General features: G+C 35.4%; 15 protein-coding genes. 3 read left to right on the forward strand and 12 right to left on the reverse strand.

Annotated elements, in window-relative coordinates; genetic code table 11:
- Positions 1–38: 38 nt before the first annotated feature.
- From J663_RS13325 to J663_RS13345, 5 genes are all read right to left on the reverse strand, one after another.
- Positions 39–1748, reverse strand: a complete 1710-nt coding sequence (locus J663_RS13325; protein WP_033850289.1) for a putative 2-aminoethylphosphonate ABC transporter permease subunit — start codon at positions 1746–1748, stop codon at positions 39–41.
- A complete protein-coding gene (locus tag J663_RS13330; protein WP_033850291.1) occupies positions 1742–2944 on the reverse strand; it encodes an ABC transporter ATP-binding protein in 1203 nt (400 codons plus the stop codon). The genes J663_RS13325 and J663_RS13330 overlap by 7 nt, the downstream gene beginning before the upstream one ends.
- A gap of 22 nt (positions 2945–2966) precedes the next feature.
- On the reverse strand, positions 2967–4004 hold the full coding sequence (locus J663_RS13335; protein WP_033850293.1) for a putative 2-aminoethylphosphonate ABC transporter substrate-binding protein: 1038 nt from the start codon (positions 4002–4004) through the stop codon (positions 2967–2969).
- A gap of 90 nt (positions 4005–4094) precedes the next feature.
- Positions 4095–4817, reverse strand: coding sequence for a UTRA domain-containing protein (locus J663_RS13340; RefSeq protein WP_033850296.1), 723 nt, complete (start codon positions 4815–4817; stop codon positions 4095–4097).
- A gap of 6 nt (positions 4818–4823) precedes the next feature.
- Positions 4824–5021 carry a hypothetical protein gene (locus J663_RS13345; RefSeq protein ID WP_033850298.1) on the reverse strand — a complete coding sequence of 66 codons (198 nt, stop codon included), beginning with the start codon at positions 5019–5021 and terminating at the stop codon, positions 4824–4826.
- A 1037-nt stretch (positions 5022–6058) separates the two neighbouring features.
- Here J663_RS13345 and alr point away from each other — a divergent pair.
- Entirely contained in the window at positions 6059–7351 is a 1293-nt protein-coding gene (gene alr, locus J663_RS13350) for an alanine racemase (protein WP_033850299.1), read from the forward strand.
- Between the two features lie 148 nt (positions 7352–7499).
- Here the strand turns inward: alr and pobA are convergent, their stop codons facing one another.
- On the reverse strand, positions 7500–8714 hold the full coding sequence (gene pobA / locus J663_RS13355; protein ID WP_033850301.1) for a 4-hydroxybenzoate 3-monooxygenase: 1215 nt from the start codon (positions 8712–8714) through the stop codon (positions 7500–7502).
- A gap of 141 nt (positions 8715–8855) precedes the next feature.
- Here pobA and pobR point away from each other — a divergent pair, with 141 nt between their 5' ends.
- Positions 8856–9671, forward strand: coding sequence for an IclR family transcriptional regulator PobR (pobR, locus tag J663_RS13360; protein ID WP_033850304.1), 816 nt, complete (start codon positions 8856–8858; stop codon positions 9669–9671).
- A gap of 163 nt (positions 9672–9834) precedes the next feature.
- On the opposite strand, the gene J663_RS13365 is transcribed toward pobR, so the two are convergent.
- Together J663_RS13365 and J663_RS13370 are read right to left on the reverse strand one after the other, a co-directional pair.
- On the reverse strand, positions 9835–10479 hold the full coding sequence (locus tag J663_RS13365) for a glutathione S-transferase family protein (RefSeq protein ID WP_033850306.1): 645 nt from the start codon (positions 10477–10479) through the stop codon (positions 9835–9837).
- Positions 10480–10697: 218 nt separating this feature from the next.
- Positions 10698–11255, reverse strand: coding sequence for a TetR/AcrR family transcriptional regulator (locus J663_RS13370; RefSeq protein ID WP_081404753.1), 558 nt, complete (start codon positions 11253–11255; stop codon positions 10698–10700).
- 387 nt (positions 11256–11642) lie between these two features.
- Between J663_RS13370 and J663_RS19615 the strand changes: the two genes are divergently transcribed.
- A complete protein-coding gene (locus J663_RS19615; RefSeq protein WP_226381279.1) occupies positions 11643–11795 on the forward strand; it encodes a hypothetical protein in 153 nt (50 codons plus the stop codon).
- A 176-nt stretch (positions 11796–11971) separates the two neighbouring features.
- Here the strand turns inward: J663_RS19615 and J663_RS13380 are convergent, their stop codons facing one another.
- The 4 genes from J663_RS13380 to J663_RS13395 all read right to left on the reverse strand — a co-directional run bounded on the left by J663_RS13380 (position 11972) and on the right by J663_RS13395 (position 16052).
- Positions 11972–13414, reverse strand: a complete 1443-nt coding sequence (locus J663_RS13380) for a hypothetical protein (RefSeq protein WP_033850310.1) — start codon at positions 13412–13414, stop codon at positions 11972–11974.
- A gap of 149 nt (positions 13415–13563) precedes the next feature.
- Positions 13564–14151 carry an SLATT domain-containing protein gene (locus tag J663_RS13385; RefSeq protein ID WP_033850311.1) on the reverse strand — a complete coding sequence of 196 codons (588 nt, stop codon included), beginning with the start codon at positions 14149–14151 and terminating at the stop codon, positions 13564–13566.
- A 2-nt stretch (positions 14152–14153) separates the two neighbouring features.
- Positions 14154–15461, reverse strand: a complete 1308-nt coding sequence (locus J663_RS13390) for an SMODS domain-containing nucleotidyltransferase (RefSeq protein WP_033850312.1) — start codon at positions 15459–15461, stop codon at positions 14154–14156.
- Positions 15462–15629: 168 nt separating this feature from the next.
- Positions 15630–16052 (reverse strand): PaaI family thioesterase, encoded by a 423-nt coding sequence (locus J663_RS13395; protein ID WP_050598822.1) that lies wholly within the window; start codon positions 16050–16052, stop codon positions 15630–15632.
- Between the last annotated feature and the right edge of the window lie 30 nt (positions 16053–16082).

The raw sequence follows: 16082 nt of genomic DNA on the forward strand, positions 1-16082 counted from the left end.
TTTCAGTCGGTTAAATAAAAATTGTGTTTAGCTAAAACTTAGTGAGCGCTTTCACGCCATTGCTGACTTCTTGCCATAATTTTTCTGGTAAATAACCAGTGAATGAGTTTTACAATACATGAGGTGGTTAAAATTAGAATGCTCATGGCAACAGCAGCAACCGTGTCTCCCGCATCATCCATATTTAAAACGGCTACCGCCGCTAAACTAGTGTCTGGTGAATAGAGGAAAATGGCAGCTGACACAGTGGTCATGGCATTCACAAAAACATAGACCGACACATCGCATAGCGCTGGAAAACACATAGGCAAATACACTTTCCAAAAGGTTTTCCACTTTGATGTTCCTAGAGTTTGTGCTGCCTGATCGAGCTGTAGCGGAATCTGTTTAATGGCATTGGTTAAAGTGAGATGTGGCACGGTGTAATAATGCACGATGGTTGAAATCACCAAAATGGTCATGGTTCCATACATCACATTTAACGGGTTACTTTGCTGGTTAAAAAACAAAATGTAGGCAATACCTAGAACCAATCCGGGCACAGCGAGTGGCAGTAAAACCAAAGCTTGTACATAATTTTTAATAAGTGGATGTGCTTTAAAACGTTCGGTTAATAGCGCCACCATAAAAATCAGTGCTGTTCCAAAAACCGTACTAAAGAGTGCCATGCGAACCGAGTTAAAGTACGCTGCCCAACCGCCGCCATCGACATATTCAAAACTGTAATGTGCTAAGGTCAAAGACAAATCATAAGGCCAAGACTGAATGAATGAAGCCAGCACTGCCGTAAAGATAATCAGTAAAATCGCACCTGAAACTAAACCACAAAATAAGCCCAGAACGACTTCAAGTTTTTTATTCGATGCTGAAACATAAGGTTTAGCCTGAAAAGCTTGAAACCGTGCATGGCGTTTGCTTTGAATACGATCGAAAATAAAGACGAACACTGCTGGTAGCAATAACAAGATGGAAATTACCGCACCCATGCTCATATTTTGCTGACCAATAATCTGTTTATAGACATCAAGCGCCATCATGTTAAATGAACCGCCAATGACTTTTGGAATACCAAAATCGGTCAACACATAAATAAAAGCCACCAGACTTGCACTAATAAGCCCATAGCGAATTGCAGGTAGCGTGACGTGGTAATGTGTATTCCAGATATTTTTACCTAGCGACAAAGAGGCTTCAATTAAACGCTGATCGACACTGCGAAAAGACACCATCATCAACATCAACATTGCTGGAAATAGCCAAAAGCAATAACTGATTAAAATACCGATTGGGCCATAAATTTGTATATCGCCCAGTAAAGGTTTAAACACACCTTGCTTACCAAACAAATAAACCAATGCCAAAGAGGGCAAAAGTGACGGCGCTAAAATCGGTAAAAAAGCGACCAGTTTAAAGAAGCCTTTGCCTTTTATATTCACATTGGTGAGAGCAAAAGCATAAATACTGGCAAGAAATACTGTAATGACAGTAGCAGCACAAGCAACCCACACCGAGTTAAATATAGAGCTGAGTAAAGCTGGACTTGCAAAATAATTATAAAAATTTTCAAGGCCAACAAAATTTTGATTTTCATCAAAAAATGCGGTTTCAAACAGCATCATTAAAGGAGCAATAATTGCTAAAGTCAAAGCGATTGCAACGCTTGCTAAAGCAATATTTGATCTTAATGAATATTCAGTTTTTCGACGCGGCTGTGTTTTTAAAACCGCTGAAGCAGCTTCATTTAACATAGTGCGTACCCTTGTTCGTCAAAGACATGAATGAGCTGATTAGGCACTTTTATAAACATGAGTTCTTGCAAAGATGTAAACTTCGTATTTTCAATTTCAATTTGCAACAGGTGTTTTGCCTGCTCAATTCCATCGATATGAATAGCGCAAAACAAACGACGTTTTGCGCCTAAAAATTCAGTGCTTATTACTTTAACTGGCAAATACAACGACTCTTTATCACTACAAAAATCATCAACCAACTCGACTGCTTCGGGTCTAAAACCAATGCTGTAGTTTTCCCCAGCTTTAAGTTTTTGCTGTTCCAAATTTAGAGCAATAAAACCTAAAACCTCGAGCTGATTAACGACCGAACAAGTGGCTACCAAAAAGTTCATCGTACCAATAAACTTAGCAACGAATTGGGTTTGTGGCTTGTAGTAAATATTATGCGGCGTATCAATTTGCTCAATGACGCCATGATTCATCACCACAACACGATCAGAAATGCTTAATGCTTCTTCTTGGTCGTGCGTGACCATAATGGTTGGCAAGTTAAGCTGCGATTGAATCGAACGGATCTTCTGTCTTAGGTTTAGACGTACCTGAGCATCGAGTGCAGACAATGGTTCATCCAGCAGTAAAATATCTGGATTCGGCGCAATTGCCCGAGCAAGCGCAACACGTTGCTGCTGCCCACCCGACAATTGATTTGGATATTTTTTAGCAATATCGGGTAATTCAATCAGCTCTAATAATTGCTGAACTCTTTGGCTACGCTGTGCCTTATCCCATTTCTTTTTATCTAAGCCAAAAGTAATATTTTCTTCAACGTTTAAGTTTGGAAATAACGCATAGTTCTGAAACACAATGCCACAGTGACGCTTCTCAGCACTTAACAACGTAATGTCTGCGCCTTTTTTTATAACCTTTCCATAATCAGGTTTTTCTAGACCCGCAATTATGCGTAGCAAAGTGGTTTTACCGCATCCAGAAGGTCCCAAAAAGCTCACGAACTCGCCAGCTTTCAGGTCTAAGTTGATATGCGTTAGAGCCTGAAAGTGTTGGAACTTTTTTTGAATATCCACCACTTCTAAAACCGAAGGTCCATGTTCAGGATATTTATAGGTCGTTAAGGTCGACAATAAATGCCCTGCTAACTCACCCTTTTGGTTTTGACCTAGCAGCGATGATTGCAACGACGAAGGAATTTGCATAATGAGGCCCTTATCCAAAAGATCACTTTTCAAAACGCTTTGACCATTCAGCCAAAATACGTTCACGCTGCTCTGCCGCCCAATAAAAATCATTTTTTACGAGCATTTGGGGAAGGTTTTTCGGGAAGTCCATAGTGGTATTTTCAATGCCTTTGTAGGCCACCATTGAAAAGTTATGGGCATAGGCTTCATTTGCCGCTTTGCTTACCGACCAATTTATAAATTTCTGTGCGCTACTTAATTTCTTAGTTCCTTTCACAATTGCTGAGGCTTCCATTTCCCAGCCTAAACCTTCAGTTGGATAAACCACTTCTAAAGGTGCACCCTCTGCTTTTAATTTAAAGGCTGGATAACCGAAAGAAATTCCAATTGAGATTTCGCCTTGTGCAGCCATCTTGCAAGGTTTTGAGCCCGAATGAGGATATTGTGAAATGTTTTTATCTAAAGCCTGCATATAGTCCCATGCCTGCTTTTCCCCCCAAATTTGCATCCAAGCCGTGACATCCAAATAGCCTGTGCCACTCGAAGCCGGATTTGGCATCACAATTAAGTTTTTATAAATGGGGTTGGTTAAATCTTTCCAAGTTTTTGGAATCGGTAACTTACGTTTTTCTAATTCGACTTTATTGACACAAATTGCAGATTCCCATGCATCCATACCCGTCCAAGTTGGTACAGATTTTTGACTTACAAATTCCGATTTTAGATTTTGCACGCCTTCAGGTTTAAAAGGCTCAAGCATGTCTTTCTTTTCCATGACCAGCAAACTGGTTAAAGCCACACCAAAAACCACGTCCGCTTGTGGGTTTTTCTGCTCTGCCAAAAGTTTAGCGGTGATTACACCAGTTGAATCACGTACCCATTTTACTTTGAGTTCAGGATAGGCTTTGTGCAATTCTTCTTGGTATTGCTTAAGCTGGTCGGCTTCCACTGCCGTATAGACTGTAATTTCTTCTGATTGTTTTGATGTTGCTGATGAACATCCCATTTGAATAGCGACCACTACACCTAAAACTGATGCAGTGCCAAGTTTAATTGTCTGTTGAACGTACTGTTTCATCTGCAAACCATCGAATGCAATTATTTGATGATCGTATTTCAACAGCTTTATATGACAGTTTAATTAATCTGGTTTAAACCAGATTGTATTTTATGCTCGCGCTTCGAAATGTAAATCTAAAACATCATGTAGCCAATATTCTTGGTCGACATCAGTAATTACGCCTTCTTCATTTCTGTTACTACGACGAATATATAAACCCAGTGCACCTACATTGACATGCAGTGCTTTGGCCTGCTGTTCCGATAAAGCGGTTGGATACAGATTAATGTCGGCTCTAGTGATATGGCAGTTATATTGATTTGCCATCAGTAAAGTAATCGATTGCTTAAGATCATGAGTTAAAAACTCAGGGAAAAACTTGGCGTTAACACGTAAATGCTCCACCAAAACAGGTCGACCATTAATACAACGACGTCGCCAAACTGAATAAATCGGATGCCCTTTTTCAACTTTTAAATGCTTGGCATCCCAAGAAGTAGCCTGAGTCAGTTCACTCGAAATCACTTCTGTAGAAGGTTCATAGCCTTGTTCAATCACAAACTGATTAAAGTTTTTTGTAGATTGCGGGTGATAAATGATACGAGGAGAACGAACATACCAACCACGACGGTCCAATCGATAAATCAGGCCATCAGTTTCCAAAGCCAACAAAGCTTCACGTGCAGCCACTCGAGTGGTTTGGAATTGTTCAGAAAGCACTCTTTCCGAAGGGAGTTTTGCGTGGGCTTTTAATACGCCAGATTCAATATCGTGGGCAATTGCATCGCGGATAGGAATATATTTAGGTATGCGAGCTTGATCCTGTTCCATACAAACTTAGAATTTATAAATAAAGAAATTAATAGCAATATACTGAAAAAATGTGACAAAAGCTTTTATTAATGCTGATCTTTTAAGCAAAACGCGTCCTATTCCCCGCTTTTTCCAATTCATTTTTTCATAAAAAATGGTGGGTTTACCGATGGCTTCGCAAAACTTTCCGTAGCTCATTTGTTCATCAAGAAAAATCGGCATGACCTATCCATTACCTCATATTTAATTAGACACTTTTTAAGATAAAAATTCATATTTCTGTACGGACTCTTACACAGGAATTGATGGTTTGCACTAAAAATCAATATCAGCCCTCCTATATTCCATCCTTGTAGAATTAGAATAATATGATCAAGAAAAAGCCAAACTATTCTGAGCAATAAAAAAATACACTCATCATCTTATATTTACAAAGTCTTAATATAAAATTATTTATTTAATAAAAACTAAAATATCAATAAAATTACTTAACCTCAAAACAAACATAAAATTTTAATTTAACTAAAACCTTAACCAATAAATCGAATTAAAAAAAGAATATAAGACATACTAGCTTATTTATTGCACAAAACAAAAACTAAAAACTTGCGGTTAAATACCATCCAATTATTCATTCAATCTAATTAATATTTTATTTATCAAATTTAAATTAACTTATTAAAAACTATTAAACATGACATTAGACGCTTAAAAATTGACTCAAAATAATTCATAACTTCTAAACAGCTTTAATAAGTAACAAACAAACCAATGAAAAATATAGTTATTTTAATTTTTTGAATTCTATTGAATAAAATTATGGATATTTATTCACCCAATTTTTTTATATTTTACCAACTGATAAAAATCATAATCCAACACATTTAAAAAATAAAAAAATCTTTTGTAATAATAAAGTTAATTATTTACCAAATGTTATATTTTTAAAAATTTTATTAAAAACAGCACCAATAAATAGATTAAAAAAATAACATTCAGGAAATTATAATAATTTTTCTTCTTGTTTTTTTATGAATGTATATTTAGATTTAATTAAGATTAATTGAAATTAGATTTGTATTTTTTCAATTTAGTTTAAGCAAAATTAAACTTTACTTAATAGCGACTATAATATTTTAAGGAGAAAGTATTATTAAGACCAAATCGTGTGACATTTTAAATCAATTATATTTCAGTACTTAACCATAAAAATCCACCCAGTATTAAATTATATTTAGCCAGGAAAGATTAAAAAACTCATGAAACTTAAAACAAAATTTTCTCATCTCGCTTATAGCTGTGCATTAATATTATTCGGTTCGGTGCAATTTGCTCATGCAGCTCCTTTACTTACTCCCCATGTTACAAATGAAGTAAGCCCTGCTCCTACAGCAAATGCATGGATTGAAATTGATACTCAAGCTTTTGAAGATAATATTAAAAGGACAAATCAGTTACTTAATGGCAAAACACAACTTTGTATAGTCATGAAAGCTAACGCATACGGCCATAGTATTGATCTACTTATGCCAAGTGTTATGAAGTTAAACGTATCTTGTATTGGCATTACCAGTAATGCTGAAGCGGCTATGGTGCGTAAACATGGCTATAAAGGCAAAATTACACGTTTACGTACCGCCACAGATAGTGAAATTATCAATGCACAAGCTTTAAATATTGAAGAGCTTTTAGGTAACTATGACCAAGCAGTTCGTATGTCTAAATGGGCAGAAGCGAACAATACAACTGTTCATTACAGCTTGGCTTTAAATTCAGGCGGTATGGATCGTAATGGTCTTGAAATGTCTACGGCTCTAGGCAAAGAACAAGCTGTGGCGATCACCAAACTTCCCCATCTTAAAATTGACGGCATTATGACCCACTATGCCGTAGAAGATGAGAAATTTGTCCGTGAGCGTCTGGCGCAATTTAATGAACAAACCGCATGGTTGATTAAAAAAGCCAAACTGAATCGTAAAGAATTAACATTACATACTGCTAATTCATTTGCTACCGTAAACGTTCCTGAATCACATTTAGATATGGTTCGTGCAGGCGCAATTATATATGGTGATTTTCCTAATCACCCTGAATTTAAAGGTATGATGGCATTTAAAACACAAATTGCCGCAGTGAATAATTACTTGAAAGATTCAACCGTAGGTTATGACCAAACTTATACTTTAAAACGTGACTCTAGACTCGCAAACCTCCCTGTAGGTTATTCGGATGGCTACCGTCGTAGTTTTAGTAATAAGGCTTTTGTATTAATCAATGGACAAAAAGCGCCAGTGGTTGGTCGAGTATCAATGAATACTGTTATGGTTGATGTAACAGATATTCCAGAGGCCAAAGCAGGTGATGAAGTTGTATTATTTGGTCGTCAAGGCAATGCAGAAGTTAAAACGAGTGATTTAACCAGCCTTACAGGCCATATTTTGACAGAAGCCTATATCCCGTGGAGTAACTCTAACCCACAAGTGATTAAACCCCTTCAGTCTCAGCAACAAGTGATATTAACCAATAATAAAGTTGCGGCAAAGGCCAACTAAACTTTAGGTGAATTGATAGGTAGCCCTATATTTTGAAAAGTATCGGGCTACTTTTAGCCGAATCACATCTTTTAACCGATCTCATTCCATCCAGTTTTTTTACATAAAAAAAGAGCATTTGCATGCTCTTTTTATTTTTACTTAGTCTTTAGCTTGCGTGCTTAAAACTATCAATTTGCTTAATCTCATAAGGCAAACCGACATAGTTTTCGGCCAATGTGGTTTTACCTGCAATCGATCCAAGCACATAACTTAACTCGGCTTGTTTAATCTTATGATCAAACTCACTTTCAGTTTCAAAACGATGCAATAAATGAGTCATCCACCAAGAAAAACGCTCAGCTTTCCATACACGTTGTAGGCATTTTTCTGAGTATTCATTTATACCTTGCTCGGATCCTTCGACATAATATTCAACAAGCGCACTTGATAAATAAGCAATATCAGAAGCCGCGAGGTTTAGACCTTTAGCTCCTGTCGGTGGAACAATATGCGCAGCATCACCTGCTAAAAATAGTTTTCCGAAACGCATTGGCTCGGTCACAAAGCTACGTAACGGCGCAATACTTTTTTCAATAGAAGGTCCTGTGACTAGCTTTTCACGGCTTTCAGGGTCTAGACGGTTTTTTAGCTCATCCCAGAACTTTTCATCTGACCAATCTTCGACGTGATCTGTTAAAGGAACTTGTAAATAATAACGGCTACGCGTTTCTGAACGCATACTACATAAAGCAAATCCACGCTCTGACTGTACATAAATGAGTTCATCAGCTACAGGTGGCACATCGGCCAACACCCCTAACCAGCCAAACGGATAAACTTTTTCAAAGGTCTTAATTTTATCTTCTGGCACGCTAGCACGGCAGACACCATGGTAGCCATCACACCCTGCTATAAAATCACACTGAATTTGAAAAGCTTTACCTTGGTGCTCAAACTCAACTTTTGGTGCAGTGTAAAAATCTTTCACTTGTACATTTTGAGCTTCATAAAATGAAGTGAGCTGCTCTGCTTCACGCGCAGTCATTAAATCTTTAGTGACTTCGGTCTGACCATATACGGTTACTTGTTTGCCACCAGTGAGTGCAGCCAAATCAACTCGATGCAATTCACCATTGGTTAAGATTTCGATGCCCGAATGCGGTAATCCTTTGTCTTTTAGGTTTTGATCAACGCCTGCTTGTTCCAGTAAGTCGACCGAAACTTGCTCTAAAATTCCTGCACGAATCCGTGAAGCCACATATTCAGCACTACGCTGCTCAACAATAATATGATCGATGCCAGCTTTATATAAAAGTTGTCCAAGCAATAACCCTGCTGGTCCAGATCCAATAATTGCAACCTGTGTCTTTAAAATATCCATAACTTCATCCTTGTTTCATCCTGACTTTTAAATTACTGGCTTTAAGTTTTGTGCACTATGTATCCAAGACGAAAATAACCGTTTATCATTTAGTTTGTCCGAATAGCGGACAGAAACAACCAAAATAACAGGAATGAAAGGATGCCTTCTCTCAATGCTTTTTTAGAGCACCCAAACTCGCATGAGAAAATTCGTCAAGAAGACTACATTGCAGGGTTAGCAAAAGGCTTAGCTTTACTCGAAGCTTTTGGAACGGATCGCCAGCGGCTTAATGTCACTCAAGTAGCCGAGCGAACAGGCATCAGTCGTACAGCGGCAAGGCGTTATCTAAAAACTTTAAAATACTTAGGTTATTTAGAAACCGATGAACATTACTTTTGGCTCACTCATCGCGTGCTGCGCTTTTCGAGTTCTTATTTAAGCTCTGCGCACCTGCCTAAAGTTGCTCAATCATTTCTAAATCTTTTGTGTGCGCAGACATCTCTGACTTTCTCAATTGTGGTGTTAGACGATAACGAAGTGGTGCCGATTGCGCGTAGTTATTTACCGCAGCAAGATAATTTACGTGTTAGCCCTTATGGCATGCATTTAGGAAACCGACTCCCTGCGCATGCCACGTCTACAGGTAAAGTATTGCTGGCAGCACTACCCGAAGAAGCTCAACATACGTGGGTAAAAAATTATGGTTTAAAGCGCTTAACCCCTTTTACCATTGTAGATGAGTCAAAGTTTTTTGAAGTGCTTAAGGGTATTTCGTTATCGGATTATTGTCTTTCTAAAGAAGAACATGAGCTTGGCGTGATTGCGATTGCAGTGCCCGTTTTTAACGCACAAGGTCAAGCCATAGCAGCGCTTAACTGTATGTCTCAAACCAACCGTGTACAAGAAGATTATTTGGTTCAGCAAATTTTGCCATTGCTGCGCAACACAGCAAATGAACTCAGAAATGTAATTTAAATAGAATTAGAAACTCTTGTCATCAATTAGAGGTACAAGAGTTTCGACTCATAATTTTAAAACAACGGGGTCTTTAACTCGCTGGTTTAGCAGAACTTATGAAAGAACTCATACGAACCAATTGAGCAGCTAAACAATATTGGAAAAATGACTTACAGCAATTTTAGGCATTGGTCTGTTGATGAAGATTTTGTTCAATAGACATGGCTTTTTTCCAGCTTTCTAGGTTTTCTAGACCTTTTACATATTGTTCAATATTGAGATATTTTGACCGAATATTTAAAGAATTAATTAGACCATAGACTACGAAACCAATCATAAAATCTGCACCCGTTAAGCAATCGCCTACTAAGAATTTTTTGCCTACTAATTGTTGATCTAAATATGAAAATACTTTATCCAACTCAGTCTGCGCATATTGATCTAAGAACTTTAATTGAGTGCCATTTTTTAACTCAATCGAATTAAAAATATTTAATAAATATGGAACCATAGCCGAACTTTCTGAAAAATGAACCCATTGTAAATAATCAAGATAACTGTCTGAATCTTTCGCGGGCATCAGTTGAGGAGCAAACTTTTCAATCAAAATTTCTACAATGGCACCTGATTCAGCAATTACTTTTCCATTAAGTTCAATCACAGGTGATTTTCCTAAAGGATGTATGTTTTTTAATTCTTGAGGTGCAAGATTTGTAGTTTTATCTCGAAAATAACTTTTTAATTCATATGGTTGATTAATTTCTTCAAGTAACCACAGAATGCGAAATGAGCGTGAAGCATTTAAATGATGAAGAATAATAGACATTAATTTTCTCTTTTAAACTAGAAGGTCAACAAAGTAAGGCCTAACTATATAGCTTGATAGACGACCGGTCTAATATTTTTTGTTATCAGCCACGCATTTGTCTGATCAAGCAATAAAGTAAATGTCTTAAAAGTATAAAAACCAGATCCGTAGATATGGTGACAAACTGGCTTTTGATTTTATCGATTGCCTAGCACATTCTGCGGCATCAAATTACATCACATACCTAAACTGCAAAAAAAACAATCTAGTACCTTTTCCTGATCAATTGCCCCATCTGAACTTAAAAGCTGAATAATTGTGCCCTCCACCATATATAAAAATAGTTTTGCGTCCTGAAAAGTCGCATCAGTTTTTATTTTTATAAGCTGGCTATAGATTTCATTCAGCAGCCATGTGCGATATCTCACTGCGGTGATATAAGCTTTTGGATAGCTCAGTTTCGTTTCGAACATGGCTTTAAATAAGAGGTAATACATCCTCTCTACATCGGTATGTAAGAAATAAAGCTGTTTGAGTTTATCGGCCGCGCTTGTGCCTTGGCCATACTCTACAATTGAGACCACTTTTTCTTTTAAACGTTCTTTTTGTACGATCAAACAGATTTCAATAAACCGCTCTTTTGAATGAAAAAAGTTATAAAAAGTCGCTTTGGTAATTTCGCATTCTTTCACAATTCTATCTACCCCAACGGTATGAAAGCCACGATGGTGAAACAGATCAATTGCTTTATTTACAACATATAAGGTACGTGTTGGGAGAACTAAATTTGGCATAGTTTTACCGTTATAAAAATTTTTGTTGTATGTAGAGATAAAAAAGCCTGTGCCCCTTTTGGGAGAAAAAAAGGCACAGCAAAGCCACAAAGACTGTGCTTGGCACATCTCAAGTTTTGTTGTTGCTAAGTTTTAAGTAAAAATGACTTTAAGCCTGACAACCTTAAGGCATTCAAGCTGCTTTAATTTTTAAGCTGTGTCGTTATAGCTTTTGGCATTGAGAGCCAAGAAATAATGGATGTGCAAAGCCAACTCCTTTTTATTGGGAGTTCTGCCGACATTTAAATTATGGTGGCAGAACGAGAAAGGGTTCGCGGACTGGTACAACAACCAGCACACCCGAAGGTGTCCCTCTCCCGTCCTACCGCTACGGGAGGAGACGAGGAGATGCTCACACAAAATTATCCCTCAGAAAGGAATAATTCTGATGCTGTTGTAATCGGTCCGCGACGACCGTCTGGCAATGTAGGCCAGCAGGCAAAGAATAGTGCCCAACCCTATTGCAGTCAAGCACGTAAAATGCCATTTGTTTTAAATTAAATCATTAGAAAAGTAAGGCTAAATAATGAGTGGGTTATTGTTAAGTGGGGCGTTATAAAGAAAGATAAAACCATTGATTTTTTTGAAAATATATTAGTTAAAAATAAAAAATGACTATTACCAAAATAATAGTCATTCTTTTAATAACAAAAGGAAAAATTATAAAATATTAGTTTTTAAGTAAAAATTATATTAAATACTGTATCTGGATTTAAAAGTGCTTGTTTTCTACTCTCTAAATCCAAATTAATTGCACCTTCTAAATCCAAGTGAAACTTATTAGTTTTTTTAAATATTTCGTCATCAACGAGACATGACAGTAATAAATGCTCCTCATCTTCCTCAAAATATTCTTCAATATTTATATCAATACTTTTACTAAATCTAATAATTCTATTTTCAGGTTTTATATCATATTTTAAATAATCCCTATACATATCTAATAAATAATAATCATCAAGGTTATGCAAAACATAATTATTATTTTTAAATTTCTTAGAATTTTCAGCCGACCTTTTAAAAACCTCTTTTGTTTTATCATAATTATATTCATCAAACATTTTTAAATACATAGGCATTTCAATTTCATCTAAAAACCTATATTTATTTAGCTCTTCTCCGGAAATTTTATCCCACATATTAAAAATAAAAAAAAGAGGTTGTTTTTTTACTAAATCGATTAAATATTTCTTTTTATGTCTATTATAAGGATGATTAATAAATTCATATGATCTTAAAATCGTATGAAAAGCTAAAATATGTCTAAGTTGATTTCGACAAAGATCTGCTTTAACACAATATTTAAGTTTGGAACCAATATATTCAAATATTCTATTAGCTAGTATCGATATTCCACTCGAATAAAGATTAAATGTAAATCCTGCTACAGCAGAAAAGAATGCAAGAATTTCTTTTCTCTTCAACCCAAACCTTTCCATATGTATAGTTGAGAGAATCAAAAGTATATTATACTCATGATTATTTATATCATTGAGATATGAATAATACTCTTTTTCAATAAAATCAATAAACTTAGATTTAACTTCTCTATTAGTAATTATTTTTATATCATTAATTCTTCTAAGCTCTTCATTACTAAAGGCATGCCCCTCAAATAGTGACAATATAGTTACAGGAACTTTTTTTTGAATACCATTTTTATCAGTTAAAATAATGAATAGTAATACTCCAAACTTTTCGGAATATTCATATATATGTTTAAAGCTTTCCACATCTTTATAACTAAAATTTTCAAAAGATATATTATATTCATTATGCATACATTGTAGTTCTGAATAATTTAATTTAAAAACCTCTACTCTTTCTGTTGTTATTTCATCCAACACTCTAATTTTTCTTAAATTATATTCAATTCCCCAAAATGTAGCTGTTAAATCTAAAAAATGTGTCTGCTCATGTACAATTAACGCTCTAAAATCTGAAGCCCGCATAAAACTATAATAATTATCACTAATTTCCTTCAAATAATTATCATAATTAGAGCTTTTAATCGCCTCAAGTTCTCTGTCAAAATCAAATTCCTCATATTTAAATATATTACCCACAAAAGTTATTAAGTCAATTTCCCCATCTTTTCTTACACTTTTTGCTGTAGGCATTTTACACCTCTTTAGTCATAATTTAAATTCAGCATAATAACTAATTGATAAATAATAGTAAAATATTTTTATACAGATAATTTTAGCTGCTAATAAAAAAGTAATCAAATCTAAATTAGCAATATCATTTACATAAATATCCTAAAAATTTAAAAGAAATATTTTTTATAATTAAAAATAGAAAGTACCCCAAATAATACAATTAAAATAAAAATAAGAGAAAAAGGTAATTTATCTCTTAAAAATTTAAAATTCAATTGCTCATCAATCCAATCAATTTGATGCTCCCAAAAAAATTTGTAATGGGCATACCAATTACTGAAAAGTATCTGTTTACTTATACAAAGAGGTAAATATCTTTTCTCTATATCATGTACCTTAACTTGATAAGTTGACACATCTGAATTATCAGGTAAAGATTTAACATCAAAATATAATGATTTCAATTCATTAAAAAGACTTGTTAAAGCTGAACCAGCTTTTTCATATTCCTTTTTATCTCTATCATAAAAACTAATATATAATCCACTAATTCCAACTATGACAAAGATCGCTGAAACTAATTTTGTTGAAAAAGCATCTATTATTAGCCCAAGAATACCTACCGCTGTTGATACAAAACCAATCCAGCCCGGCATTTTCTCAAGAAGGTCATAAGTTGCTAAATGTTTTTTTGCTCCAAATCCAACGTTATAGCCTGTCTCTGCAATATACCTAAGAAGCTCGGCTTTATTCATTTTTATTCCCCAATTGGCACATGAATACGATCACGAGCTACAACTACACCATTTTGGATAATATAACATTCAACTAAGTGCTCACCGTTAAAGCTCGAATATTCATTAATACTTTTGCTTCCATCATCCCAAATAATTTGCCCTCGAATACAGTTTCGACGTTTGGCCTCTTCTCCTCTATTTAAAACTTTCCATTTCACTGAATAATTCTGTAAATTTGTTGGAGTAGTATTTTCATCAATATAGAAACTTAACCTACGTCCATGATTTAATTTTTTATTTCTACGTTTGAAACCTCTCAAAAACTCTACAAATTGCCCATCCTGAAATACTCTAGACTCAATTTTTAGTTTGTAACGAATATCAATTGGATACTGATCTTCAATAAATTGTTCTGTATGTTCATAACGTATATCTTCGATACGGATAGACATACTTGCTTGTTGATTAGGCGCTTTAGGAAAATTACGACCATAGATCATCCGCCACTTAGAATATGCTTTAGTATCAGACCCTAATGGTATTGCTTCAAGACATAATTCATAAGCATCTTGTGCAGCCTCTTGAAACTTACTTTTTACCTTAACATCTTGGTTACTACCCAACGCTTGATAATGATCACGGTCAGGTTGATCAGCTAAAAACTTAAAAAAATCTCGGCTTAACAAGTCATAATATAAATAGCTTTTATCATCATATTCTGTTGTAGACTTCATAAAATTATAAGCTAGAGTATCAATGAGTAATCCACCCATTGATATTCCATGTTTATTTTTCCAAGCTCGAGCCATTTTGCATAAACGACGCAAATTCCTATTTTTTGCATCATTCATACTTTTCATTTCATCTATTTCATCTTGTGGTTTCGTTATCTTCCAACTGCCGCCATTATATGTATCTGGATACTTATAAGATCCATCATCCATTTTAAATACAGGCTGTACTTCAACATGAAAGTTAGTGTATTGAACGCAGACCACTAAACGATCTACAAAAACTGTAGTGCGGGGGTATCTATCTAAAATAGCTTCTTTAGTGTCTTTTAATAATGTTGACTGTCCCCCATCTTTATTGTAATCACTCCATTTAGAAGCCGGCATAATATATAACATATCTAAATCTGAGATACCTTTAATTGCACTCCAGCGTCCATAAGACCCTACCTGTAAGCAATTATCAGTCTTAGATTCTGTATTACGGAATTTTTGATTTAAAGCTTTAGTAATTTCTTGATATCGAGTTGTAATTTGCGCTTCGTTATCAACTTTAATATTACTCAAGAAATCTTGAAACATTTGAGAAACTGACATTAATTTATCCTTTTTATTCAAGGCAATTATTAACTTATTAATTATAATTTACCATATTTGAATCTATATAAAATACATTCAAATGAATTGTGCGACAGATTAAGTCGTAGGATTAATTGTTATATAGTTCATACTGAAACAGCCAAAAGAATGATTATAAAAGAGCCCCTATTTTTGCAGGGGCTCTTTTACAAAAACAACCACACATCCCGGCGCAAGCCTGTAACAGGTAGATGTAAATAAAGCGACTCTATTATTCAAACCGTCTGTTATTAACACTTCATAATGGGCAAATTTTTTACTACTGCCGACCTTGGTAGCCGTTGCAAATAACACCTTATCTTTCGCACCGCTCATATAGCGAATATCAGCCTGTAGGCCAGTATATGGCGCATCCCCTGCATTACAAGCCATTGCAAAAGCGATATCAGCTAAAGAAAATATGACCCCACCATGCACGCCGCCCAATGCATTCATATGTTCGTCTTTTACATCAAGCTGACAACGCGCTTCATCAAAACTGCGATGCAGCACTTGAACACCCAATAGCTCTGCGAATTGATCAACCGCAGTAGTTTCCATTTTTTGCACAAACGTCTCCCTACTCGTGCGAGTATTCCT

Source organism: Acinetobacter sp. 826659 (assembly GCF_000588515.1).
Taxonomy (GTDB): domain Bacteria; phylum Pseudomonadota; class Gammaproteobacteria; order Pseudomonadales; family Moraxellaceae; genus Acinetobacter; species Acinetobacter pittii.

Coding starts and splice junctions, on each gene's coding strand:
- J663_RS13380 (WP_033850310.1), bottom strand. CDS start 13,414: ATGCCTACAGCAAAAAGTGTAAGAAAAGATGGGGAAATTGACTTAATA.
- J663_RS19615 (WP_226381279.1), top strand. CDS start 11,643: ATGCTCACACAAAATTATCCCTCAGAAAGGAATAATTCTGATGCTGTT.
- J663_RS13325 (WP_033850289.1), bottom strand. CDS start 1,748: ATGTTAAATGAAGCTGCTTCAGCGGTTTTAAAAACACAGCCGCGTCGA.
- J663_RS13370 (WP_081404753.1), bottom strand. CDS start 11,255: ATGCCAAATTTAGTTCTCCCAACACGTACCTTATATGTTGTAAATAAA.
- pobA (WP_033850301.1), bottom strand. CDS start 8,714: ATGGATATTTTAAAGACACAGGTTGCAATTATTGGATCTGGACCAGCA.
- J663_RS13340 (WP_033850296.1), bottom strand. CDS start 4,817: ATGGAACAGGATCAAGCTCGCATACCTAAATATATTCCTATCCGCGAT.
- pobR (WP_033850304.1), top strand. CDS start 8,856: ATGCCTTCTCTCAATGCTTTTTTAGAGCACCCAAACTCGCATGAGAAA.
- J663_RS13365 (WP_033850306.1), bottom strand. CDS start 10,479: ATGTCTATTATTCTTCATCATTTAAATGCTTCACGCTCATTTCGCATT.
- alr (WP_033850299.1), top strand. CDS start 6,059: ATGAAACTTAAAACAAAATTTTCTCATCTCGCTTATAGCTGTGCATTA.
- J663_RS13385 (WP_033850311.1), bottom strand. CDS start 14,151: ATGAATAAAGCCGAGCTTCTTAGGTATATTGCAGAGACAGGCTATAAC.
- J663_RS13345 (WP_033850298.1), bottom strand. CDS start 5,021: ATGCCGATTTTTCTTGATGAACAAATGAGCTACGGAAAGTTTTGCGAA.
- J663_RS13330 (WP_033850291.1), bottom strand. CDS start 2,944: ATGCAAATTCCTTCGTCGTTGCAATCATCGCTGCTAGGTCAAAACCAA.
- J663_RS13390 (WP_033850312.1), bottom strand. CDS start 15,461: ATGTCAGTTTCTCAAATGTTTCAAGATTTCTTGAGTAATATTAAAGTT.
- J663_RS13335 (WP_033850293.1), bottom strand. CDS start 4,004: ATGAAACAGTACGTTCAACAGACAATTAAACTTGGCACTGCATCAGTT.